21 protein-coding genes are annotated in these 22955 nt (G+C 65.3%); 15 read left to right on the top strand and 6 right to left on the bottom strand.

Annotated elements, in window-relative coordinates; all coding sequences use genetic code 11:
* Positions 1–2: 2 nt before the first annotated feature.
* From HD883_RS00640 to HD883_RS27970, 4 genes are all read right to left on the bottom strand, one after another.
* Positions 3–878 carry a branched-chain amino acid ABC transporter permease gene (locus tag HD883_RS00640; protein WP_179588320.1) on the bottom strand — a complete coding sequence of 292 codons (876 nt, stop codon included), beginning with the start codon at positions 876–878 and terminating at the stop codon, positions 3–5.
* Positions 879–882: 4 nt separating this feature from the next.
* Positions 883–2076, bottom strand: a complete 1194-nt coding sequence (locus tag HD883_RS00645; RefSeq protein ID WP_179588319.1) for an ABC transporter substrate-binding protein — start codon at positions 2074–2076, stop codon at positions 883–885.
* A gap of 118 nt (positions 2077–2194) precedes the next feature.
* On the bottom strand, positions 2195–3037 hold the full coding sequence (locus tag HD883_RS00650; RefSeq protein ID WP_179588318.1) for an alpha/beta hydrolase: 843 nt from the start codon (positions 3035–3037) through the stop codon (positions 2195–2197).
* Between the two features lie 25 nt (positions 3038–3062).
* Positions 3063–3731: a cysteine hydrolase family protein gene (locus HD883_RS27970; protein WP_179588317.1), complete on the bottom strand. Its 669-nt coding sequence runs from the start codon at positions 3729–3731 to the stop codon at positions 3063–3065.
* Between the two features lie 268 nt (positions 3732–3999).
* Here HD883_RS27970 and HD883_RS00660 point away from each other — a divergent pair, with 268 nt between their 5' ends.
* Positions 4000–4701, top strand: coding sequence for a GntR family transcriptional regulator (locus HD883_RS00660; RefSeq protein ID WP_179588316.1), 702 nt, complete (start codon positions 4000–4002; stop codon positions 4699–4701).
* A 125-nt stretch (positions 4702–4826) separates the two neighbouring features.
* Here the strand turns inward: HD883_RS00660 and pcaG are convergent, their stop codons facing one another.
* The gene (gene pcaG / locus HD883_RS00665; RefSeq protein WP_179588315.1) at positions 4827–5378 is read right to left on the bottom strand and encodes a protocatechuate 3,4-dioxygenase subunit alpha; all 552 of its coding nucleotides are present in this window, start codon (positions 5376–5378) and stop codon (positions 4827–4829) included.
* Between the two features lie 7 nt (positions 5379–5385).
* Positions 5386–6084, bottom strand: coding sequence for a protocatechuate 3,4-dioxygenase subunit beta (pcaH, locus tag HD883_RS00670; protein WP_179588314.1), 699 nt, complete (start codon positions 6082–6084; stop codon positions 5386–5388).
* Between the two features lie 199 nt (positions 6085–6283).
* Between pcaH and HD883_RS00675 the strand changes: the two genes are divergently transcribed.
* From HD883_RS00675 to accD, 14 genes are all read left to right on the top strand, one after another.
* Positions 6284–7255 carry a LysR substrate-binding domain-containing protein gene (locus HD883_RS00675; RefSeq protein WP_179588313.1) on the top strand — a complete coding sequence of 324 codons (972 nt, stop codon included), beginning with the start codon at positions 6284–6286 and terminating at the stop codon, positions 7253–7255.
* A gap of 30 nt (positions 7256–7285) precedes the next feature.
* Positions 7286–7750 (top strand): CBS domain-containing protein, encoded by a 465-nt coding sequence (locus HD883_RS00680; protein ID WP_373303031.1) that lies wholly within the window; start codon positions 7286–7288, stop codon positions 7748–7750.
* Between the two features lie 136 nt (positions 7751–7886).
* A complete protein-coding gene (gene aroC / locus HD883_RS00685; protein ID WP_179588311.1) occupies positions 7887–8984 on the top strand; it encodes a chorismate synthase in 1098 nt (365 codons plus the stop codon).
* Between the two features lie 98 nt (positions 8985–9082).
* On the top strand, positions 9083–9922 hold the full coding sequence (locus tag HD883_RS00690) for a M48 family metallopeptidase (protein ID WP_179588310.1): 840 nt from the start codon (positions 9083–9085) through the stop codon (positions 9920–9922).
* A 197-nt stretch (positions 9923–10119) separates the two neighbouring features.
* Complete coding sequence (leuC, locus tag HD883_RS00695; RefSeq protein ID WP_179588309.1) at positions 10120–11520, top strand: 3-isopropylmalate dehydratase large subunit; 1401 nt, start codon at positions 10120–10122, stop codon at positions 11518–11520.
* A gap of 17 nt (positions 11521–11537) precedes the next feature.
* Entirely contained in the window at positions 11538–12197 is a 660-nt protein-coding gene (gene leuD, locus HD883_RS00700; protein WP_179588308.1) for a 3-isopropylmalate dehydratase small subunit, read from the top strand.
* Between the two features lie 15 nt (positions 12198–12212).
* Entirely contained in the window at positions 12213–13289 is a 1077-nt protein-coding gene (gene leuB / locus HD883_RS00705; RefSeq protein WP_179588307.1) for a 3-isopropylmalate dehydrogenase, read from the top strand.
* Positions 13290–13355: 66 nt separating this feature from the next.
* On the top strand, positions 13356–14486 hold the full coding sequence (gene asd / locus HD883_RS00710; RefSeq protein ID WP_179588306.1) for an aspartate-semialdehyde dehydrogenase: 1131 nt from the start codon (positions 13356–13358) through the stop codon (positions 14484–14486).
* Between the two features lie 223 nt (positions 14487–14709).
* Positions 14710–17994, top strand: a complete 3285-nt coding sequence (locus tag HD883_RS00715; RefSeq protein WP_179588305.1) for a FimV/HubP family polar landmark protein — start codon at positions 14710–14712, stop codon at positions 17992–17994.
* A gap of 244 nt (positions 17995–18238) precedes the next feature.
* Positions 18239–19030 carry a tRNA pseudouridine(38-40) synthase TruA gene (gene truA / locus HD883_RS00720; protein WP_179588304.1) on the top strand — a complete coding sequence of 264 codons (792 nt, stop codon included), beginning with the start codon at positions 18239–18241 and terminating at the stop codon, positions 19028–19030.
* A 72-nt stretch (positions 19031–19102) separates the two neighbouring features.
* Positions 19103–19744, top strand: coding sequence for a phosphoribosylanthranilate isomerase (locus HD883_RS00725; RefSeq protein ID WP_179588303.1), 642 nt, complete (start codon positions 19103–19105; stop codon positions 19742–19744).
* A gap of 73 nt (positions 19745–19817) precedes the next feature.
* Positions 19818–21017: a tryptophan synthase subunit beta gene (trpB, locus tag HD883_RS00730; protein WP_179588302.1), complete on the top strand. Its 1200-nt coding sequence runs from the start codon at positions 19818–19820 to the stop codon at positions 21015–21017.
* Positions 21018–21024: 7 nt separating this feature from the next.
* Positions 21025–21975 carry a tryptophan synthase subunit alpha gene (gene trpA / locus HD883_RS00735; protein WP_179588301.1) on the top strand — a complete coding sequence of 317 codons (951 nt, stop codon included), beginning with the start codon at positions 21025–21027 and terminating at the stop codon, positions 21973–21975.
* On the top strand, positions 21972–22850 hold the full coding sequence (gene accD / locus HD883_RS00740) for an acetyl-CoA carboxylase, carboxyltransferase subunit beta (protein WP_179588300.1): 879 nt from the start codon (positions 21972–21974) through the stop codon (positions 22848–22850). The genes trpA and accD overlap by 4 nt, the downstream gene beginning before the upstream one ends.
* Positions 22851–22955 lie beyond the last annotated feature (105 nt).

A 22955-nucleotide genomic window follows, 5' to 3' on the forward strand; every position in this document is an offset into this window, starting at 1 on the left:
CGTTACCCCTTGCGCGCAAAGAGGCTGTACAGACCCTTGGGGCGGTACAGCAGGACCAGGACCATGATCACGTAGATCATGAACGCGCCAAATTGCGGCACGTAGTATTTGCTGGCGACATCTGCCACGCCCAGCAGCATGGCCGCAAAGAAGGTGCCATTGATGGACCCGGCGCCCCCCACCACGACGACCAGCAGGCACAGCACCAGATAGCGCGCGGCAAAAGCCGGGTCCAGGCCCAGCACTTCGGCCCCGAGCGCGCCGCCAAGCGCCGCCAGTCCACACCCCACCGCGAACGCAATCATGAACACGCGCCGGACCGGCACGCCCAGGCCGCCGGCAACACGCTGGTTGTCGACCGACGCGCGGATCATGGCGCCAAAACGCGTGCTGTCCAGCCCCACCTTGAGCAGCACCAGTAGCGCCACGCCGATGGCCAGCAACATGGCGCGGTATTTCGAAATGCTCAGGTCCCCCAGCGCCCACCGTCCGGTCAGAACTTCAGGGATGCGCACGGCCTGCTGCGACGGACCCCAGAAGTAATGGGCGATGCCGCCCGCCATCAACATCACGCCGAATGTCAGCAGGCTCTGGTCCAGTTGCGAGGCACGGTAGAACGGCGCATACACCACCCGTTCAATGAGCACGCTCAACAGCGCAACGGCCAGCGTCACGGCAATGATCGCGGGCAAGAAAGGCCAGTCGTAGCGGCCCACCAGCGTCACCATGAAGTAGCCGCCGAACATGGCGAACGCGCCATGGGCCAGGTTGACGAAGCCCATCAGGCCCAGGGTGATGGACAGGCCGATGGCGATCACGAACAGCATGGCGCCATACGACAGCCCGTCGATGAATACGCCGATCAGGTTGACGAGCATGAACTCATTCCTTCCCGGGATCCTTGACCGCCGTCACCTTGTCGAACTCGACGTTATAAAGTTCGCCGCCGACCTTTTCCACCTTGCGGATGTAGACGTCCTGCACGATGTCGCGCGTGGCCGGATCGATGGTGAACGGGCCGCGCGGGCTGTCGACTTTCAGGCCTTTCATGGCGGCGATCAAGGCATCGCCGTTGGTGTCGCCCTTGGTCTTGCGCAGCGCCTGGTAGATCACATCCATGGCGTCGTAGGCGGCCACCGCATGGAAGTTCGGACGCTTCTTGCTGGCGTCGCGCACCGCCTGCACAAAGGCCTTGTTCTGCGGCGAATCGTGCGCCGCCGAATAGTGATGGGCGGTGACGGTGTCGAGCGCCACGTCGCCGATCGCCTGGAGGGAATCGTCATCGGTCATGTCGCCGGTGCCGATCAGCTTGACGCCCGCCTGCTTGAAGCCCCGTTCGTTGTACGACTTCATGAACGAAATGGCCGCTTCACTGCCCGGCACGAACACGAAGATCGCATCGGCCTTGGCGTCGCGGGCGCGCTGCAGGAAGGGCGAAAAATCCATGCTGCTGACGGGCATGCGGATCTCGCCGACGATCTCGCCGCCCGCCGCCTTGAACGCATCCTTGAACGCCTTTTCGGCATCGTGGCCAGGGCCGTAATCGGACACCAGCGTGAACACGCGCTTGAGCCCGTTCCTGGCCGACCACGTCGCCATCGGGGCCGACGTCTGCGCTAGCGTGGACGACGTCCGCACAATGTAGGGCGACTTTTCCGTGACGATGGACGTCGACGCAAACACCAGCATCGGTTTCTTGGCGGTGGTTGCCACGGGCGCGGCGGCCAGCGCATTGGGCGTGAAGTTGAAGCCGGCCAGGAAGTCCACCTTGTCGCGCGTGATCAGTTCCTGCGCATGGCGCCGGGCGGTTTCGGGCGCGATGCCGCCTGTGTCGCGGATGACCAGTTCGACCTTCTTGCCTTCGATCTGATCGCCGTGCAGTTTGAGGTAGGCACGCAGGCCGCTTTCGATGGACTGGCCAGCCGACGCATAGGTGCCGGAAAATTCCGAGACCACGCCGATGCGGATCACCTTGTCGGCGGCATGGGCGGGCAGGGCGGCTGCCGTGGCGGCAAACGCCAGCGCGGCAAGGGCGCGCAAGACGGTCGTTCGCAGAAGGCGCGAGGTCGTGGTCATCGCTGTGGTCGTCGCTGCGATCGTCAGTACGGCGGAAGGTTGTTGCGCACAACTAGTCATCGTTTTCTCCGGTGATGCAAACACAGGTTGAACTGCTGCCATCTCGCCGCAGGGGGCGTTACGTCGCCACGCCGATCTGCTCGAACATGGCCCGGGTCAGCGGGCTTTGGGGATTGCCCAATTCGGTGACGATGGAAAAATGATTCAGGCCCGGCATCGGCAGGTAGGCCGATGGGTGCCCCTTCTGCCGCCACACTTCGGCAAAGGTGGCCGACTGCGCGATGAACTCGGGCGGTTCGGCTTCGCCCACCGCGCAGATCAGCGGGCAGGGCAGATCAGGCAGATGGAACATCGGGCTGTTGCGCACGGCGGCGGCAAGGTCCAGATGCAGCCAGCCGTTCGCACGGGTGTGCGTGAGCGGGATCAGGTCGAACAGGCCACTCAGCGTCGTCACACCCTTGACCAGGTCGGCGGGCAGGCCTTGCGCGGCCCAATCCGTTGCCGCGGCCATCGCCACCAGATGTCCGCCTGCCGAGTTGCCGCACAAAAAGATCCGCGACGGGTCACCGCCAAAGCGTGCAGCGTGTTCATGGACCCAGGCCACCGCGCGCCGTGTGCAGGCCACCATGTCATCCAGCGTGGCGGCAGGCGCCAGCGGATATTCCTGCGAGATCCATATCGCGCCAGCCGGACCAAAGGCCTCCGCCGGAAACGCGCGGTCATTCTTGCTGGACGCTTTCCAGAATCCGCCATGCAGATAGATCACGATGGGCGCGTTCGGCGTTTCCGTCAGGAAGATGTCGAGCTTTTCCGCGGGCCCGTCGCCATAGGCCACATCGAGTTGCGATGGCCAGTGCGCGCGGGTGTGTTGGCTGGCGGTGATCGACCGCTGCAGGTGTTCCATGAAACCCGGGGTGAATGCTTCAACGTCATACAACTCGGCGCTGCGGGAAACGTCCATGGCGGCTCCTGGGGGTAGGAAGGAATCAGGCGAAGGCAGTGGTGGCGGTGGACGCGGATGGCGTCCAGGCGGCAAGGATCGTTGCGCTGTCCGACACGTCGCCAAACAGAAAGCGCACGTTCATCAAGGTGGCGTCGTGCAGCATGGGCGTGTGGGATGCCACCGCGTCGGCCGGCACGATGCAGTCATAGCCGCGCGAATGGCCATCGCGCACGGTGGACTCCACACAGATCTGGGTCTGCACGCCTGCGAACACCAGCGTCTCGATCTGCTTGCCACGCAAGACGGCGTCCAGGTCGGTGTCGTGAAAGCCGCTGTAGGTGTGCTTGGTCACGACCGGTTCCGTGGGCAGCGGGGCGACGCCAAACCAGTCCGCGCCCCAGGTGCCGGCCGCGCAGCATTCGGTATGGATGCCGGCGCGCAGTTGTTTGGCGAGCATGGACGAGGGGATGGCGCCATGCCCGTAGTCGGCGCGGACCCAGACCACCGGAACGCCGGCGCCTCGGGCGTGAGCAATCAAGGAGTTCAGCACCGGGAGCAGTGCCGCGGCCGCCGAAACGTCCTTGCCCATGACCGCATCGACGTAGCCGCCGGGCGCGCAAAAATCGTTCTGCATATCGATGACCACCAACGCGCTGCGGCAGGGGGCAAGGCGATCCAACAACGACAACGACGTGGAAGATTCCTGCGGCACGCTGGGCTCCGATGGGCTAGGTAATCGATTTGAAATATACGCATCGATTAAAACAGCGTCAACGAAAAATAATCGATTAATTATTGAAGAGGGTGGTGGTCGGGTTCGTCGGGGCCGTTGGCGGCTAGGCCGTATACGTCGTAACGCCAGTGCTCTCGCGAGTTGAGGCTGCCAAAGGCGCGTGCCCAAAGAATCGATTATTTGCCCCCATGCTACGATCCGCCATCGAAGTGGCGTTGAAACGCCCTCCGCACGCGCAAGGAAAACCATGAGACCCGCGGCAGCAGTCCCCAACGTCACCGGCCTGACCGAGGGCGGCCAGAACCTGGCCAACACCGTCGCCACCCGCCTGCGAACCGACATCGTTTCCGGCCGGCGGCCCCCCGGCAGCAAACTGTCGATCGACGAACTGAAAAATGATTTCGGGGTGAGCCTGTCCCCCGTGCGCGAAGCGCTGGCCCGCCTGGCCACCGAAGGGTTCGTCGTCAACGAAGACAAGAAAGGTTTTCGCGTGGCGCCCGTGTCGCGTGAAAACTGCCAGGAAGTCGCCCGGCTGCAATCCACGCTGGAACCCATGGCCCTGCGCGAATCGATTCGCCTGGGCGACACCGCATGGGAAGAAGCGGTGGTGCTGACCCACCACCGGCTGTCGCGCTACGAGCGGCCTGAACGCAAGGAAGGGCGCGATGTGGACGAATGGGAAGCCCACCACCGAGGTTTTCATCTGGCCTTGATTTCGGCCTGCAACATGCCGTTGCTACTGCTGATGTGCGAGTCGCTGCAGCACTTCAGCGCCCGCTATCGCCGCCTGTTCCTGGCCTACCAGCCCTTCGACCACGACGTGCCGAACGAACACCAGAACATGGTCGACGCCATCCTTGACCGCAACGAAGACGTCGCCGCCGCGCTGTTGAAGGAACACATCGAACGCACGGCGCAGAATATTTTGAAGGCGCTCGACGCACGGTAATGGCTCGGTGCGTAATGCCGGCTGAAGCCCCCGCCACAAAACAAAAAAAGCGCCCCGCGTAGACCACCGCGGGGCGCTTTGTTCATGACCGCGGCAAACACTGCCGCGGCTTTCCATTCAAGACATCAGATGTCGAAAAACACCGTCTCGACACTTTCGCTGCCTTGCATGGCGACGTCCCACTCGTAGGTGGAATCGGCCGTCTTGCGGGCCACGAGCGTCTTGGCGCGGGCGCCCAGCGACGACAGGACCGGGTCCTGGTCGACGCCGTCGCTGCCTTCGAAATAGCAGCGCGTGAACAGGTGGCGCAGCAGGCCGCGCGCAAAGATCGTGATGTGCAGGTAGGGCGCCTGCAGGCTGCCGTCGGCCATCGCGATGCGGCCGGGCATGACGGTGTCGATCACGAAGCGGCCTTCGGCGTCGGTGGACGCGCGGGCGAAGGCGGCGGTGCCGTCTTCGTGCACGGGCGACTGCGACATCTTGCCGCTGGCGTCGGCTTGCCAGACCTCAAGGAAGCAATCCGGAATCGGTTCGTCGGCGCCGTCGGTGACGATGCCGGTGACACGCACGCGGCCGCTCTGGACTTGGCTCAGTACCTGGCCGGCGGAATCCCATTTCAGGCCGTGCTTGAAGAAGGGGCCGACGGTTTGCGAGGGGGTGGGGATCAGATTGGACATGGTTCGCTCAGTCAGGTTGGGCAGGCGTGGCGTCGGGACCGTCGAGCACGATGTCGAAGCGGTAGCCCAGGGCCCACTCGGGCTGGGTCAGGGACAGGTCGAAGCTCGACACGAGGCGGTCGCGCACCTTGTCGGACGGCAGGGCGCCGAAGATGGTGTCGTAGCCCAGCAGCGGGTCATTCGGGAAGTACATCTGCGTCACCAGGCGCTGCAGCACGTTGTTGCCGAAGACCGAGAAGTGGATGTGCGCCGGACGCCAGGCGTTTTCATGGTTGCGCCAGGGGTAGGCGCCGGGCTTGATCGTGGTGAACTTGTAGTTGCCGTTTTCGTCGGTGAAGACGCGGCCGTTGCCGGTGAAGTTCGGGTCGAGCGGGGCGTCGTGCTGGTCGCGGTCATGCGCGTAGCGGCCGGTGGCGTTGCACTGCCAGATTTCGATGAAGGCGTTGCGGACGGGCTCGCCTTCGCGGTCGCGCAGACAGCCTTCGACGATGATGCGTTCGCCGATGGCTTCGCCGGCGCACTGACGCGTCAGGTCGTCATGGTTCGAGAACAGGACCGACTTGTCGAAACGCGGGGCGGCCAACTCGAGCGGACCCTCGGGCACGCGCAGCAGCGGCTGGCGGGGCGCCCGCAGCACGGTGCTGGTGTAGCCCGGCGCGGCCCGGTCGAATTCGATGGTGGGGGGTGTCTCCCAGATTTTGCTCATATGCTTGATTTCCTGTGATGGCGGAGGCCCCGCCGGTGTCCCGTGGTGCGCGCAGACGGCGCATCGCGCCGGGCAGTCCCGGGCGGGGGGTGATCCGAAGCGAAGCATAGGGGACGCAGCCATTCATTTCAAATGAATAATCCGCGATGATTTATGCTGTAAAGGTCATGAATAAACGGCGCGGCAGCCAGGAGGCCCCATGGTTCGTTCCACCCAAGACTGGATACACCGGCTCAAGCTGCGTCACCTGGAAATCCTGGTGTCGATCGGCCGCACCGGCAGCATGAGCCGCACGGCTGACCTGATGGCGCTGTCGCAGCCCGCCCTGTCCAAGTGGCTGAAGGGCCTGGAAACGTCGCTGGGCGTGTCGCTGTTCGAGCGCACCACGCGGCGGGTGGTGCTGACCGAATACGGGCGCATCGTGCTGCGGCATGCCGAGCGCGTGCTGGGCGACATGGAGCGCACCCGCAGCGAGATCGATGCCGCCCAGCTCGGGACGGCCGGCCGGATTGTGGTCGGCGCCTTGCCGGCGGCCGCGCCCATCCTGCTGCCGGGGGCGTTGGCCCGGCTGCACCGGCCACGGGTGGAAGCCCAGGTGCAGGTGCATGAAGGCACGCTGGACCGCCTGCTGCCCCTGCTGCAACGGCGCGAGCTGGACCTGGTGATCGGCCGGCTGGAAGGCGATGCTCTGAACCTGGGGCTGCAGAGCGAGGTGCTCTACAAAGAGCCGGTCTGCGTGGCGGGCCGCGCCGGGCATCCGCTGGCCGCCAGGCGCCGCGTGACCTGGAAGGACGTGGCGTCTTTCCCCTGGATCGTGCCGCCGTGGAACACCCCCATGCGCATCAGCCTGGATCTGGCGTTTTCGCGCGCCGGGCTGCCGTTGCCGCAAGCCATGATGGAGTCGGCCGCGCTGCTGACCAACCGCGCCGTGGCCCAGCGCGCCGACTGCCTGTTCGTGGCATCGGAAGACGCGATTGCCAGTTTCGAGCGGGAAGGGCTGCTGTGCCGGCTGCCCCTGTGGCTGGACGATGTGCCGCAGGACGTGGGCATGTTGTGGGGCGATGCGCCGTCGCCCGCCATGGTCCGGCTGATGGATGTGCTGCGGCTGGAAGCCCGCGAGATCGTGGCCGCGCGTGGCATTGCAGTTGAAGCGCGTAGCGTTGCGCGCTAGGATGGAGCCAAGTCCGAGGAGACAACCATGATCAAAGTCAGCGAAATTTTGCGTGTGAAGGGCGATGCGCTCTATACCGTCAGCCCGGATACGCCGGTCACTCAAGTGGTCGACACCATGTCGGTCCACGATATCGGGTCGCTCGTGGTCATGGAATTCGGCGAACTCGTCGGGATGCTGACCTTCCGCGAAATCATCCGCCATCTGCAAAAGAATGCCGGATCGCTGGGCACGTCCACCATCCGTTCGATCATGGACGATGCGCCTGTCACGGTGTCCCCCAATACCGAAGTGAACGAAGTTCGGCGCCTGATGCTCGACAAGCACGCGCGCTACATCCCGGTCATGGATGGCCGCATGTTGCTGGGCGTGATTTCGTTCTACGACGTGGCCAAGGCGGTGCTGGAAGCGCAAGGCTTCGAAAACCGCATGCTCAAGGCCTACATTCGCGACTGGCCGGGTGAACAGCGCGAAGCCGAAGAAGGCATGGCCTGAGGCTCCCGGGCCAGCCCCGCCCGAGCCGGCCCAGGCCGGCCAGGCCGGCAGCAGGCGGCTGGCTTACCCCGATCGGCCGCCAGTGCGATAATCGCGTTTTCCGCTCACTACACCCGGCGTCCCCGGGCACGATCCTATGGCTGGCAATACGCTCGGTGAACTGTTTCGCGTCACCAACTTTGGTGAATCCCACGGCCCTGCGATCGGCTGCGTGATCGACGGCTGCCCGCCGGGACTGCCACTGACAGAAGCCGACATCCAGATCGAACTGGACCGCCGCCGCCCGGGTACCTCGCGCCACGTCACGCAGCGCCAGGAACCGGATCAGGTTGAAATCCTGTCCGGCGTGTACCAGGGCGTAACCAGCGGAACGCCCATCGCGCTGCTGATCCGCAATCAGGACGCGCGCAGCAAGGACTATTCGAACATTGCCGAGACCTTCCGTCCGGGCCACGCCGACTACACCTACTGGCACAAGTTTGGCGTGCGCGATCCGCGCGGCGGGGGGCGTTCTTCCGCCCGCCTGACGGCGCCGACCGTGGCGGCCGGCGCCGTGGCCAAGCTGTGGCTCAAGCAGCGATTCAACATCCGCGTTCGTGGGTTCATGAGCCAGCTCGGTCCGATCCCGATCGAATTCCAGTCGTGGGACCACGTCCACGCCAATCCTTTCTTTGCCGCCAACGCCACGCAGATCGACGAGCTGGAAGCCTATATGGACCAGCTGCGCAAGGATGGCGATTCGGTGGGCGCGCGGATCGACCTGGTGGCCGAAGGCGTGCCCGTGGGTTGGGGTGAACCGATATATGGCCGCCTGGATGCCGACATTGCGCATGCCATGATGGGCTTGAATGCCGTCAAGGGCGTGGAAATCGGCGCCGGTTTCGCCAGCGTTGCGCAGCGCGGCAGCGAACATGGCGACGAGCTCGATCCGACCGGTTTCGGCACCAATCACGCCGGCGGCGTGCTGGGCGGCATCACCACGGGGCAGGACATCCGGGTGTCGATTGCGATCAAGCCGACATCCAGCATCCGCACGCCGCGCCAGTCGATCGACAAGGCCGGCACGCCGACCGTCGTCGAAACGCATGGGCGCCATGATCCGTGCGTGGGCATCCGCGCGACTCCCGTGGCCGAAGGGCTGCTGGCGATCGTGCTGATGGACCAGGCGCTGCGCCACCGCGCGCAGAACGCCGACGTGCACGTGGATACGCCTGCGATTCCGGCTCATCGCTGATCCCGGGCAGACATCCCCGCAGCCTGCCGTGCTTCCCTAACGCACAGTTACGTCCTATTCGGGCAGAATCACGGCAGTTCACTTACCGGGGGAGCCACATGACCACTTTCATTACGCCGACATTCAAGCGCACCGCGATGCGTACTGCCGCCATTCTGGCGTTCACGGCCGTGGCCGGCTGCCAGAGCGTCAACACGACCCAGGGCGGCGCGATCGGCATCGACCGCACGCAGCGCATGTCGAGCCTGGTGCCCGAAGCGCAACTGGATCAGGAAGCCGTCAAGCTGTACGCGCAGACGCTGAACGATGCCAAAGCCAAGGGCCAGCTCAACGCCAACGCCGCGCAGGCCCAGCGGGTCCGCACGATTTCGCAGCGCCTGATCGCCCAGGTCGGCACCTTCCGTCCGGAAGCGGCGTCGTGGAAGTGGGAAGTCAACGTCATCGACAGCAAGGAAGTGAACGCCTGGTGCATGCCCGGCGGCAAGATCGCCGTGTACACCGGCCTGATCAACTCCGTGAAGCCAACCGACGACGAACTGGCTGCCGTGATCGGCCACGAAATTGCGCATGCGCTGCGTGAACACGCCCGTGAACGTGCGTCCCAGCAGATGGCGACCAGCGTCGGCCTGAGCGTGCTGTCGGTGGTGACCGGCAACCAGGCCACGTCCGACCTGGGCGGCACCCTGGCCAACGTCATGTTCGGCCTGCCGAACAGCCGTCTGCACGAAACCGAAGCCGACCGCATGGGCGTCGAACTGGCCGCCCGCGCCGGGTACGATCCCCGCGCCGCCGTCACGCTGTGGACCAAGATGGGCGCGCTCAGCGGCGGGTCCGCCCAGCCGGAACTGCTGTCGACCCACCCGTCGGCCGAGTCCCGTATTGCCGACCTGAAGGTCGCGTCCGAAAAGGTGCTGCCGCTGTACCAGGCGCGCAAGTAAGTCATTCCGCCGGCGATTCGGCGGAAACCCGCAGGGCAAGAGCAGGCCGCGCAGCAAGCCAGGGCGCGGCCTGTGGCATAATCTAACGCTACCTTCACCCGAGCGGGTCCTTAGTGACGACCAGGCGCGTGCCCCGCGCCAACTGTGCCGCCAGCTAAATTGAGCCCGTTCAATTTTTGACCGGAATCATGGCGAATATGGCTCGTACTCTTTACGACAAGTTGTGGGACGCTCACGTCGTCCACCAGGATGAAGACGGAACCTGTCTGATCTACATCGATCGCCATCTCGTGCACGAAGTGACGAGCCCCCAGGCGTTCGAAGGCCTCAAGATCGCAAACCGCCCCATCTGGCGCATCAGCTCCAACCTTGCGGTGGCTGACCACAACGTTCCCACGCACAACCGCGCAAGCGGCATCGCCGATCCCGTCTCCAGGCTGCAGGTCGATACGCTCGACGCCAACTGCGAAGAACACGGCATCGTCGAATTCAGCATGAACGACCATCGTCAGGGCATCGTCCACGTGATCGGCCCGGAACAGGGCGCGACCCTGCCAGGCATGACGGTCGTCTGCGGCGACTCGCACACCAGCACGCACGGCGCCGTTGCGGCCCTGGCGTTCGGCATCGGCACGTCCGAAGTCGAGCACACCATGGCCACGCAAACGCTGAACATGAAAAAGAACAAGAACATGCTGGTCCGCATCGAAGGCGCGCTGCCTGCCGGTTGCACGGCCAAGGACGTGATCCTGCATGTGATCGGCGTGATCGGCACGGCTGGCGGCACGGGCCACGCGATCGAATTCGCGGGCAGCACCGTGCGCGACCTGTCGGTCGAAGGCCGCATGACGATGTGCAACATGGCGATCGAAGCCGGTGCGCGGTCGGGCCTGGTGGCCGTCGATCAAAAGACGATCGACTACTTCAAGGGCCGCACGTACGCGCCCAAGGAAGACCAGTGGGACGCCGCCGTCGACTACTGGAAGACGCTGCACTCCGACGAAGGCGCGCATTTCGACCGCGTGGTCGAGATCAACGCCGCCGACATCCAGCCGCAGGTCACCTGGGGCACGTCGCCCGAAATGGTGCTGCCAGTCAACGCGATTGTTCCCGATCCTGCCAAGGAAAGCGACGAAGTGCGCCGCGAAGGCATCGAACGCGCGCTGGCCTACATGGGCCTGACCGCCAACATGCCGATCACCGACATCATGATCGACAAGGTCTTTATCGGTTCGTGCACCAACTCGCGGATCGAAGACCTGCGCGCCGCGGCCGACGTGCTGCGCGGCAAGCGGATTGCTTCGAACGTCCAGCTCGCGCTGGCCGTGCCGGGCTCGGGCCTAGTCAAGTCGCAGGCCGAAAAGGAAGGCCTGGACAAGGTGTTCCTGGACGCCGGCTTCGAATGGCGTGATCCGGGCTGCTCGATGTGCCTGGCCATGAACGACGACAAGCTGGGCCCCGGCGAACGTTGCGCGTCCACGTCCAACCGCAACTTCGAAGGCCGTCAGGGCCAGGGCGGCCGCACCCATCTGGTCAGCCCCGCCATGGCGGCAGCGGCTGCGGTGGCAGGCCACTTTGTCGACGTGCGCAACGCGTAAAGAATCAGGAAAACATCATGCAAGCATTTACCGTACATGAAGGCCTGGTGGCGCCGATGGATCGCGCCAATGTCGACACCGACCAGATCATTCCCAAGCAATTCCTGAAGGCCATCACGCGTTCGGGTTTTGGCCCGCACCTGTTCGACGCCTGGCGTTACCTGGACGAAGGCCAGCCCGGCATGGACAATTCCAAGCGGCCGCTGAACCCGGAATTCGTGCTGAACCAGCCGCGTTACCAGGGCGCTTCCGTACTGCTGGCCCGCAAGAACTTTGGCTGCGGGTCGAGCCGGGAACACGCGCCTTGGGCGCTCGATCAATACGGCTTTCGCTGCGTGATCGCGCCGTCGTTTGCCGACATCTTCTTCAACAACAGCTTCAAGAACGGCTTTCTGCCGATCGTGCTGCCCGAAGATCAGGTGGCGCGTCTGTTCGACGAAGCCGAGGCGACCGAAGGCTACCGCCTGCGCATCGACCTGGAACGTCAGGTCGTGGTGACGCCGTCGGGTGAAGAAATGCCGTTCAAGATCGACGAATTCCGCAAGTACTGCATGCTCAATGGCCTGGACGAAATCGGCCTGACCCTGCGCAATGCCGACAAGATCCGCGCCTACGAAGCGGATCGACTGGCCAAGCAGCCCTGGCTTGAATCGCCTGCGCTGCGCGCCACCCACTAACCTGAACAGATCGACATGACCCAACACATTGCAGTGCTGCCGGGCGACGGCATCGGACCGGAAATCATCGAACAGGCCGTGCGCGTGCTGACGTCGCTGGGCGAAGACTTCCGTATCGAAGAACAGCCGGTGGGCGGCGCGGCCTATGCCGCGTCGGGCCATCCCTTGCCGCCCGCCACGCTGGACCTGGCCAAACGCGCCGATGCGGTGCTGTTCGGGTCGGTCGGCGATTGGAAGTACGACTCGCTGGAGCGTTCGCTGCGCCCCGAGCAGGCCATCCTGGGCCTGCGCAAGCAGTTGGGTCTGTTCGCCAACCTGCGTCCGGCCATCCTGTATCCGGAACTGGCCAACGCATCGTCGCTCAAACCGGAAGTGGTCGCGGGCCTGGACATCATCATCATCCGTGAACTGACGGGTGACATCTATTTCGGTTCGCCGCGCGGCATGCGCACGGCGCCCGACGGCCAGTTCGCAGGCGAGCGCGAAGGGTTCGACACGATGCGGTATGCCGAGTCCGAAATCCGCCGTATCGCCCACGTCGGCTTCAAGACCGCGCAGAAGCGCAACCGCAAGCTGTGCAGCGTGGACAAGTCCAACGTGCTGGAAACCTTCCAGTTCTGGCGCGACATCATGACCGAAGTCGGCAAGGAATATCCCGACGTCGAACTGAGCCACATGTATGTCGACAACGCAGCCATGCAACTGGTGCGCGCGCCCAAGCAGTTCGACGTGATCGTGACCGGCAACCTGTTTGGCGACATCCTGTCCGACCAGGCATCGATGCTGACAGGTTCGATCGGCATGTTGCCGTCGGCCTCGCTCAACGAGTCGGGCAAGGGTCTGTACGAGCCCAGCCACGGTTCGGCGCCCGACATTGCCAACCAGGACATCGCCAATCCCCTGGCGACCATCCTGTCGGCGGCCATGATGCTGCGGTATTCGCTCGACAAGGCGGCGCAGGCCGATCGTATCGAAGCCGCCGTCAAGACCGTGCTGGGCCAGGGCCTGCGCACGGCCGACATTTTCGAAGCCGGCACCACCAAGGTGGGTACCACCGAGATGGGCAACGCCGTCATCAAAGCACTGAAGTAAACGCAACGCGTGTCGCGCCCCCGGGTGTGATACGCCCGGGTAACCAACCCTGATATGGAGTCAACAATGAAAGCAGTGGGTCTGGTCGGCTGGCGCGGTATGGTCGGTTCCGTACTGATGCAGCGCATGCGCGATGAAAACGACTTTGCGTTGATCGAACCGGTGTTCTTTTCCACCAGCAACCAGGGTGGCAAGGCGCCGGCATGGGCAGAGGGCGCAGGCCCCCTGCAGAACGCGTACGACATCGACGCGCTGAAAAAGCTGCCGATCATCGTGACCGCGCAGGGCGGCGACTACACGTCCGAGGTCTACCCCAAGCTGCGCGCGGCCGGCTGGACCGGCACGTGGATCGACGCGGCCAGCACGCTGCGCATGAAAGATGACGCCATCATTGTGCTGGACCCGGTCAACCGTCACGTGATCGACGCGGCGCTGGCCAAGGGCGTGCGCGATTTCATTGGCGGCAACTGCACCGTCAGCTGCATGCTGATCGGCCTGGGCGGGCTGTTCAAGCACGACCTGGTCGAGTGGATGACCAGCATGACCTACCAGGCGGCATCGGGCGGCGGCGCGCAGCACATGCGCGAGCTGTTGACGCAGTTCGGCCTGTTGAACGGCCAGGTCAAGGGCCTGCTGGACGACCCGGCATCGGCCATTCTGGACATCGACCGCAACGTGCTGGCGCTGCAGAAGGATCCGTCGCTGCCGCAGGCGCAATTTGGCGTGCCGCTGGCCGGCAACCTGATCCCGTGGATCGACAAGGACCTGGGCAACGGCATGTCCAAGGAAGAGTGGAAGGGCGGCGCCGAAACCAACAAGATCCTGGGTCTGGGCGTGGGCTTTGGCGGTTCCAGGGAAGTGCCGATCGACGGTCTGTGCGTGCGGATCGGCGCCATGCGCTGCCACAGCCAGGCACTGACGATCAAGCTCAAGAAAGACGTGCCGCTGGACGAGATCGACGACATCCTGCGATCGGCCAATCCCTGGGCCAGCGTCGTGCCAAACACGCGTGAAGACTCGATGCGCTCGCTCACGCCGGTGGCCGTGACGGGCACCCTGACGATTCCGGTGGGCCGCATGCGCAAGCTGTCGATGGGTCCGGATTACCTGAGCGCGTTCACGGTGGGCGACCAGTTGTTGTGGGGCGCTGCTGAACCGCTGCGCCGCATGCTTCGGATCGTGCTGGGCGAGCTGTAAGACTCTGGCTGATTGCGTCCGGCTTTGGACGCGATCGCACGGAAAGGGAAGGGGCGGATGCTGCAAGGTGTCCGCCCCTTTGCTTTGGGCCCGCCACGTTGCGCCGGCCCGTTGTCATGGCGTTGTACGCCCGTTTTGTCCACCTGTCAGGCTAGGCACGTAGCTTGCCGCGTCCCCTGCCAGATGGTATGGTCAACGCTCAAAAAATCGGGGATAGAGTAGCTTGTTGCCCAACCACCATCGCGCGCCGTCGCCTGCAGTTTCCGGAATCGACAGCTCGACCGCGGGCACCCAGCCGACGCGCCTGCGCGCGTCGCTGCCTTTCGTGCTTCGACCGGCATGGCTGCTGAGTCTGTCCCTTGTGTTCACAAGCGCCAGTGGCGCCGCCGACCTGGGCCCCTTGCGCGTGTTGTCGGCATCGGGCGATCCGCTGCGCGCCGAGATCGAGATCAGCGCCTTCACGCCTGAAGAATCCACGACGCTGCAGGTGAATCTGGCGTCGGCCGATATCTATCGCGAAGCCAAGGTGGCCTATCCCGAAGGGTTGGCGGGCCTGACGCTCAAGGTGGCCGATCGCCCCAACGGCCGCAAGGTGGTCGAAGTGGTGTCGGCCGGTCCGGTGGATGCCCATGTGCTGGACCTGCTGGTCGAAGTCACGTGGCACCAGGGCCGCTACATTCGCCAATATTCTTTCGTGCTGAAGTCGCCGCCGGCGGAAGCGCGCGCGCCTGCCGTGTCGTCGGCCGCCGTGCCGCCCACGCTCGTGCAGCCGGGTGACACGCTGTTTGATCTGGCCACGCGGCTGCGGCCCGAAGGCGCCACGGTGTTCCAGACGCTGCTGGCGCTGTTCCATGCGAACCCGCAGTCGTTCATCGATGGCAACATGAATCTGTTGCGTGCGGGCGCGACGCTGCAGGTGCCACCGGCATCGCAGGTGCTGGCCGAAAGCGACACCCAGGCGCGGCAGACGCTGCGCACGCAAAACGAATCGTTTGCGCTGTATCGCGAACGCGTGGCCCAGGCCGCTGCGGTCGCCACGCCGATCGAAGCAACGCCGCCTGCCAATTCAAGTGCGGGGGCGATTGCGCCGGCCCCATCTGAGCCGGCGCCGGCCGAAAGCCAGGGCGATGCACTGAAGCTGTCGGCCCAGGGTTCGGCGGCGTCGGACGCCACCAATCCGCAGGCCGTGCGGGATCGGCTGGAAGAAGAACGCGCGGCCACGCAGCGCGCGATCGACGAGTCCGAATCGCGGGTCAAGGAATTGACAGCGAACATCAATGCGATGCGTGGACTGCTGGAATCGCAGAACTCGGCGCTGGCAGGGATGGAGCAGCGGGCCAATGCGGATGCTGCTGCGGATGCTGCTGCGGGTGCGCCGGCGACGCCGGGCGCGGACCCTGCGGCGGTTGATCCTGTGGGTGCTGCTGCTGCCGCCGCTGCGGGTACGGACCCGGCGGCCGATCCTGCGGCTGCGGCTGCGCCGGATGCCCCGGCGGCTGACGCGCCGCCTGCGGCGGATGCCCCGGCGGATCCAGCGGCCGATCCCGCGGCTGCGGCTGCGGCGCCTTTGGGTGAAGACACCCCGACGCCGGCGTGGGCGAATGAAAAGGTGATCGCGCTGTTCGGCGGCCTGCTTGCGGTCCTGGCGGTCGGCCTGGCCGTGATCACGCTGCGCCGTCGTGCGCGGCCCAGCACCCGATTCGACGTAACCGACTCGGCACGTGAACCCAATATGGCCGGCCTGCCGGTGCTGCCGGCGGATTCGGCCTTGCCGGCATCCACGCCGGCTGCGTCTGCTGCAGGCGGCGCCGTGGGCGGGCCTGTGGTGGGCGCGGCGGGTGCAAGCGCCGCCGCTTCTGCGGCTGCCGCGGCCGCCTACGTGGCATCCACCAGCGATGACGATGAATACGGCCCATTGGAAGACGATGGCCCGCCCCCGGCGCATGTGGCGCCGATCGCGCCCATCGACTTCGGTTTTGATCTGGACCTGGACAAGCCAGTTGACAGCAGCTTGCCTGCCGAGCCGTTGGCCGTACTGCCGCTGACCGACATGGTCTACGCAGCCGGACCCACCCCGTCGAACGACGCCGCCGGCTTCCACGTCACGCCGCTAAGCGCCGACCTCGGTGCCGCGGGCAGCGTGGGGCAGGGCGCCTACGATCCCCACGTGAGCCAGGCCGCCGCGACCGCGCCGGTGCCCGAGGGCTCGACGCGCGAATCGCTGGCCGACGGATTTGCTGTGGCGGCTGCGTTGCCGTTGGCAGGTGCCGCGGCGGCAGCCGGTGCTGCAGCGGCGACGCCGGTAGCCGCTCCGGTCAAGGCCGTGGCCGCGCCCGGGCATGAGGATGCAACGGCGGGTGCCGCTGCGTCGGCGTTCGGGGCCGACAAGAATGGCGCGAAGACGGATGCGGTGAAGGGCGCAGGGTCGGCCGGCAAGGCGGCTGGCACGCCCGCTACGGCTGGCACGCCCGCTACGGCTGGCACGCCCGCTACGGCGGCTTCCAGCGCGACTGACATCTACGACAAGGCGGCAAGTTCGCCTGAGCCTTCTGCTGCGCCGCTGGCGTCGCCAACGGCTGACGAGCCAGTGAGCAGTGCCCCGGGCAGCGCCCCGAAGCCGCACACCCGCGCAGCGTCGACCGCTGCGGATGCGCCAGTGTCGAAATCGGCGGCCGCACTCCAGGCTGCACTGGCGGCAAATGCTGCAGCGACGGCTGCAACTGCGGCGGCCACGGCAACAGCAACAGCAACAGCAACGGCAACAGCACCAGCAACGGCAACAGCACCAGCAACAGCAACAGGAACAGCAACAGGAACAGCAACAGGAACAGCAACAGCACCGGCGCAAGTACCTCCAGTACCGGCAGTGGCGGGCACGCCAGCCGCAACGCCTCCAGCACACGCTGCGGTTGACGCGCCACCCGCAGCGCCGTCCGTCACCACGCCGGCCGTGTCGCCAGTGATTCCAGACGGCGATGCGCCACTGCAGCCGCCCATCACGCCCGAGAAGGCGGCACCCGGCACGCCGGTGATGCCGGTCGTGACGCCGCCCGCGACGCCTGGGTTGCTGCCGGAACCGACGCCCGCGCCTGCAACGCCGGCACCGGATACCGCGAAGCCTGCGGACGCTTCCGCCGCGCCTGCAGGAACGACCGGCACGCCAGCCGCAACAGGCGCGACGCCCGCAACAGCCGCGACGCCCGCAGCGTCCGCCGTGCCAGCAGCACCCGCATCCGCATCCGCATCCGCATCCGCACCCGCATCCGCAACGCCCGCTGCACCTGCATCCGCAACACCCTCTGCACCCGCCAAACCCGTTCCGCCCAAGACCGTGCTGTCGTTCGACACGGACACCCCCTCGGCCACCACGACATCCAAGTTCGATCTGGCCAAGGCCTACATCGACCTGGGTGACCGCACGGCGGCGCGTCAGTTGCTGAACGAGATCGTCAAGACGGGCGACACAAGCCAGAAGCACCGCGCCCGCGACATGCTGGCCACGCTGTGAGCCCAGCGGTGTCTTCTTCACGCTGGGTGGTCGCTGCAGGGGCAGGCCGCGTTGATGCTGCCGTCATGGGTTCCGCGAGCGCGACGCTCGCGGCTCGTATCGAACGCCTGGCTTGCCTCGCCAACGCGCGGCGCGTCGTACGGTGCGTCGTACGCCTCGTCTTAGGCAACGATGTCCATGGCGTCGCGTGCATCGCTCCTGGCCACCGTACCGCCCGCCGCCACCCCTCGACTCCGAGAACCTGATGTCCCGTATTGCGTTGGGGCTGTCCTACGACGGCGCGCCCTGGCAAGGCTGGCAGACCCAGCCGCATCGCCGAACCGTGCAAGACACGCTGGAACAGGCACTGGCCACCTTCGTCGGCCAGCCGGTTCCCACGGTATGCGCCGGCCGCACCGACACAGGCGTGCACGCGGTGCAGCAGGTTGTGCACCTTGATGCGCCCGTCGAACGGTCGCTGCAGGCCTGGATACGCGGTGTGAATGCCCACTTGCCGTCCAGCATCGCGGTGCGTTGGTCGGCGCAGGTGCCGGACACGTTCCACGCCCGGTTCTCGGCCCGCTCGCGCGCCTACGTGTATCTGCTGATTGAAGACGCCGTTTGCCCACCCGCGTGGGTCGGCAAGGCGGGCTGGACCTTCCGGCCGCTGGACCTGGACGCCATGCGCGAAGGGGCGAAGCATCTGGTGGGCGAGCATGACTACAGCAGCTTCCGGTCGTCGCAGTGCCAGGCCGCGTCGCCGGTGCGCACGATGACGTCGCTGGAGATCACCCGCCGCGGGCGTTTCTTTGTCTTTACCTTGCGCGCCAATGCCTTCCTGCATCACATGGTGCGCAACATCATCGGTGCGCTGGTGTACGTGGGGCAGGGGCGCCATCCGCCGGAATGGATCGCGCAACTGATCGTGGAACGCGACCGTCGCCGCGCCGCGCCGACTTTCTCGCCCGACGGCTTGTATCTGACCGCGGTCGGCTATCCCGACGTGCCGGAACTGCCATGCACCGACAGCAGCGACGAGGTCCAGCTGGCGCTGTAGGCACTCCCCTTCAGCCCACTGCAACCCGCCCCGGCGCCGCATCGCCCCGTCACTCCGGGCTATCATTGCAGGATGCCTCGTACCCGTATCAAGATCTGCGGCCTGACCCGCGAAGAAGACGTCGATGCCGCCGTAGCGGCTGGCGCTGATGCCATCGGCCTGGTGTTCTACGCCCGCAGCGCCCGCGCGTTGACGCCCGAGCGCGCGGCCGCGTTGCGTGCTCGCCTTCCGCCCTTTGTCGATGTGGTCGCCTTGTTCGTCAATGCGACCCCGGAAGAAGTCAGCAAGGTGGTCGACGTGGTGCAGCCCGAACTGTTGCAATTCCACGGTGACGAGACGCCGGCCGAGTGCGAACGCCATGGCCGCCGTTACCTGCGCGCGCTGCGTGTGGGTGCCCCGGGAATGGACACGCCCGAAGGTTTGCTAAAATCCTGTCTCGAATACAGTTCTGCCGCCGGTTGGCTCTTTGATAGCCACTCTGATGGGTACGGCGGCAGCGGGAGAACGTTCGATTGGTCTCTGGTGCAAAGCGCAAACGCGCGTCCGGTCGTTTTGTCTGGTGGGTTGCATGCCGAAAATGTGGCAGCCGCCGTGGCGACCCTGCGTCCGTTTGCCGTTGACGTAAGCAGCGGCGTAGAACAGGCGCCCGGCATCAAATCGGCGGAAAAGATCGCCCGATTCATTGCCGCGGTACGACAGGCCGACGCGGGCTGATCCTTCAGCCCCTCGCCTTCAGCATCCCACGCCGGGCCGGTTTCCGGCCCCGCAAGCAGATCGAGACCATCCAGTGAAAACCTACGAATTTCCAGATGCCCGCGGGCATTTCGGCCCCTATGGCGGCGTGTTCGTTGCCGAGACGCTCATGCATGCGCTCGACGAACTGCGCGATACCTACGCAAAGTACCAGAACGACCCTGATTTCGTGGCCGAGTACCACTACGAACTCAAGCATTTCGTGGGGCGTCCCAGCCCGATCTATCACGCCAAGCGCTGGTCCGATGAATTGGGCGGCGCGCAGATCTACCTGAAGCGCGAAGACCTGAACCACACGGGCGCGCACAAGGTGAACAACTGCATCGGGCAGGCCTTGCTGGCCCGGCGCATGGGCAAGAAGCGCGTGATTGCCGAAACCGGCGCCGGCCAGCACGGCGTGGCGACCGCGACCGTGGCTGCGCGCTACGGCATGGAATGCATCGTCTACATGGGTAGCGAAGACGTGCGCCGCCAGGCCGCCAACGTGTATCGCATGAAGCTGCTCGGCGCGACGGTGATCCCTGTCGAATCCGGTTCCAAGACACTGAAAGACGCGCTGAACGAGGCGATGCGCGACTGGGTCGCCAACATCGACACCACGTTCTACATCATCGGCACGGTGGCGGGCCCGCATCCGTACCCCATGATGGTCCGCGACTTCCAGCGCGTGATCGGCAACGAATGCCTGGTGCAGATGCCGGAAATGACCGGCCGCCAGCCCGACGTGGTGATTGCGTCGGTGGGCGGTGGCTCGAACGCCATGGGCATCTTCCATCCCTATCTGCCGTATGAAGACGTTGCGCTGGTGGGTGTCGAAGCCGCCGGCGATGGCATGGACACAGGTCGTCATTCGGCATCGCTGGCTGCCGGCATGCCGGGCGTGCTGCACGGCAATCGCACCTACGTGCTGCAAGATGAAAACGGTCAGGTCATGGAGACGCATTCGGTGTCGGCCGGGCTGGATTACCCGGGCGTGGGTCCCGAGCACGCATGGTTGATGGATTCCAAGCGCGCCACTTATGTGGGCATCACGGACGAAGAAGCGCTGTCCGCCTTCCATCAGTGCTGCCGCCTGGAAGGCATCATTCCGGCGCTGGAATCGGCGCACGCCATTGCGCACGCAGTGCGCCTGGCGCCCACGCTGCCCAAGGACAAGATCCTGCTGGTCAACCTGTCGGGCCGTGGCGACAAGGACATGCATACCGTAGCCGACCGTTCCGGCATCACGTTCTGAGCCCGCCATGACCCTGACCACTCCACAGACCCCTGATGTGTCGTCGACCCCGTCGTCGGCACCGGCCGCTTCGGTCGCTTCGACGTCCACGTCCCGCATCGCGGCCGCCTTCGCGCGCCGTGCCCAGTTGCCCAAGGGCCGTCCGGCGCTGATTCCCTACGTCACGGCGGGCGATCCGTCGCCTACCGTGACGGTGCCGGTCATGCATGCGCTAGTGGCGGCGGGCGCCGACATCCTGGAACTCGGCGTGCCGTTTTCCGACCCGATGGCCGACGGCCCCGTGATCCAGCGGGCGAGCGAGCGCGCACTGGCGTTGGGCGTGGGCCTGCGCCACGTGCTGGCCATGGTCCGGGAATTCCGTCAGACCGACACCACGACGCCCGTCGTGTTGATGGGCTACGCAAATCCCATTGAACGCATGGGGCAGGCTACCTTTGCCGCTGCCGCGCAGGAAGTGGGCGTGGACGGCGTGCTGGTGGTGGATTACCCGCCTGAAGAAACCGTGGAATTTGCGGCGCTGCTCGCGCAGCATCACATCGACCCGATCTTTTTGCTGGCGCCGACGTCCACCACGGAACGCATCCAGGCCATCGCGTCGATCGCGAAGGGGTATGTCTATTACGTCTCGCTCAAGGGCGTGACGGGCGCGGGCAATATCGACGTGCAGGAAGTGTCCGAGCGCATCACGACCATCCGCAAGCACGTGCTGGTGCCGGTCGGCGTGGGCTTTGGCATCCGTGATGCGGCCAGTGCCGCGGCGCTGGGCGCGGTGGCCGATGCGGTGGTGATCGGCAGCAAGCTGATCCAGGAGATCGAAGCGGCGGTAGCGGGTGTCCCGGCCGAGCAGCTGGCGGACGTTGCCGCTCGCGCAGCAGGGGACTGGTTGCGTACAATCCGGCACGCGCTCGACGAATTGCCCCCGCGAGCCGTGATTACTGAAACAAGGATATCCGCATGAGCTGGATCGAAAAGCTGCTCCCACCCCGCATCAAAACCACCGATGGCGCGTCGCGTCGCGTCCCGGAAGGGCTGTGGGTCAAGTGTCCATCGTGCGAAGCGGTGCTGTATCGGGACGACCTCGACAAGAACCTGAACGTCTGCCCGAAGTGCGACCATCACATGCGGATCGGCGCGCGTCAGCGTATCGACTCGCTGCTCGATGCCGAAGGCCGCTACGAGATCGGTATCGGCACCTTGCCGGTGGACAGCCTGAAGTTCAAGGACTCCAAGAAGTACACCGACCGCCTGCAGGATGCGATGACGCAGACCGGCGAAACCGATGCGCTGGTGGTGATGGGTGGCGCGATCCATACCGTGCCGGTGGTGCTGGCCGCCTTTGAATTCGAGTTCATGGGCGGGTCGATGGGCTCGGTCGTGGGTGAACGCTTCGCGCGCGGCGTGCTGGCCGCGATCGAACAAAAAGTACCTTTCATTTGCGTGGCGGCCTCGGGCGGTGCGCGGATGCAGGAAGGCCTGCTGTCCCTGATGCAGATGGCCAAGACCACGGCCGGCCTGACCCAGCTGGCCGCCAAGGGCCTGCCGTTCATCAGCATCCTGTCGGATCCCACCATGGGTGGCGTGTCGGCCAGCTTTGCGTTCATGGGTGACGTCGTCATCGTGGAACCCAAGGCGCTGGTGGGTTTTGCCGGTCCGCGAGTGATCGAGCAGACCGTGCGGGAAAAGCTTCCGGAAGGTTTCCAGCGCGCCGAATTCCTGCTGGAAAAGGGCGCGATCGACATGATCGTGGACCGCCGCAAACTGCGCGAAGAAGTGGCGCAGCTGCTGGCGCTGTTGACGAATCAATCCGCCGACGTGGTGGTGGTCACGACCTGAATGATCGTCGCTTTGCAGCGCGTTCAAAAGCGGGTCGGTCTGACATCGTCCTGACTAACGAATTGTTAATGTTGTAAGCGTATCTTCCTTCTTTCGAGTGGGTAT

Source organism: Pigmentiphaga litoralis, from assembly GCF_013408655.1.
GTDB lineage: Bacteria > Pseudomonadota > Gammaproteobacteria > Burkholderiales > Burkholderiaceae_B > Pigmentiphaga > Pigmentiphaga litoralis_A.

Coding starts and splice junctions, on each gene's coding strand:
- HD883_RS00640 (WP_179588320.1), bottom strand. CDS start 878: ATGCTCGTCAACCTGATCGGCGTATTCATCGACGGGCTGTCGTATGGC.
- HD883_RS00645 (WP_179588319.1), bottom strand. CDS start 2,076: ATGACCACGACCTCGCGCCTTCTGCGAACGACCGTCTTGCGCGCCCTT.
- HD883_RS00650 (WP_179588318.1), bottom strand. CDS start 3,037: ATGGACGTTTCCCGCAGCGCCGAGTTGTATGACGTTGAAGCATTCACC.
- HD883_RS00660 (WP_179588316.1), top strand. CDS start 4,000: ATGAGACCCGCGGCAGCAGTCCCCAACGTCACCGGCCTGACCGAGGGC.
- pcaG (WP_179588315.1), bottom strand. CDS start 5,378: ATGTCCAATCTGATCCCCACCCCCTCGCAAACCGTCGGCCCCTTCTTC.
- pcaH (WP_179588314.1), bottom strand. CDS start 6,084: ATGAGCAAAATCTGGGAGACACCCCCCACCATCGAATTCGACCGGGCC.
- HD883_RS00675 (WP_179588313.1), top strand. CDS start 6,284: ATGGTTCGTTCCACCCAAGACTGGATACACCGGCTCAAGCTGCGTCAC.
- aroC (WP_179588311.1), top strand. CDS start 7,887: ATGGCTGGCAATACGCTCGGTGAACTGTTTCGCGTCACCAACTTTGGT.
- HD883_RS00690 (WP_179588310.1), top strand. CDS start 9,083: ATGACCACTTTCATTACGCCGACATTCAAGCGCACCGCGATGCGTACT.
- leuC (WP_179588309.1), top strand. CDS start 10,120: ATGGCTCGTACTCTTTACGACAAGTTGTGGGACGCTCACGTCGTCCAC.
- leuD (WP_179588308.1), top strand. CDS start 11,538: ATGCAAGCATTTACCGTACATGAAGGCCTGGTGGCGCCGATGGATCGC.
- leuB (WP_179588307.1), top strand. CDS start 12,213: ATGACCCAACACATTGCAGTGCTGCCGGGCGACGGCATCGGACCGGAA.
- asd (WP_179588306.1), top strand. CDS start 13,356: ATGAAAGCAGTGGGTCTGGTCGGCTGGCGCGGTATGGTCGGTTCCGTA.
- truA (WP_179588304.1), top strand. CDS start 18,239: ATGTCCCGTATTGCGTTGGGGCTGTCCTACGACGGCGCGCCCTGGCAA.
- HD883_RS00725 (WP_179588303.1), top strand. CDS start 19,103: ATGCCTCGTACCCGTATCAAGATCTGCGGCCTGACCCGCGAAGAAGAC.
- trpA (WP_179588301.1), top strand. CDS start 21,025: ATGACCCTGACCACTCCACAGACCCCTGATGTGTCGTCGACCCCGTCG.
- accD (WP_179588300.1), top strand. CDS start 21,972: ATGAGCTGGATCGAAAAGCTGCTCCCACCCCGCATCAAAACCACCGAT.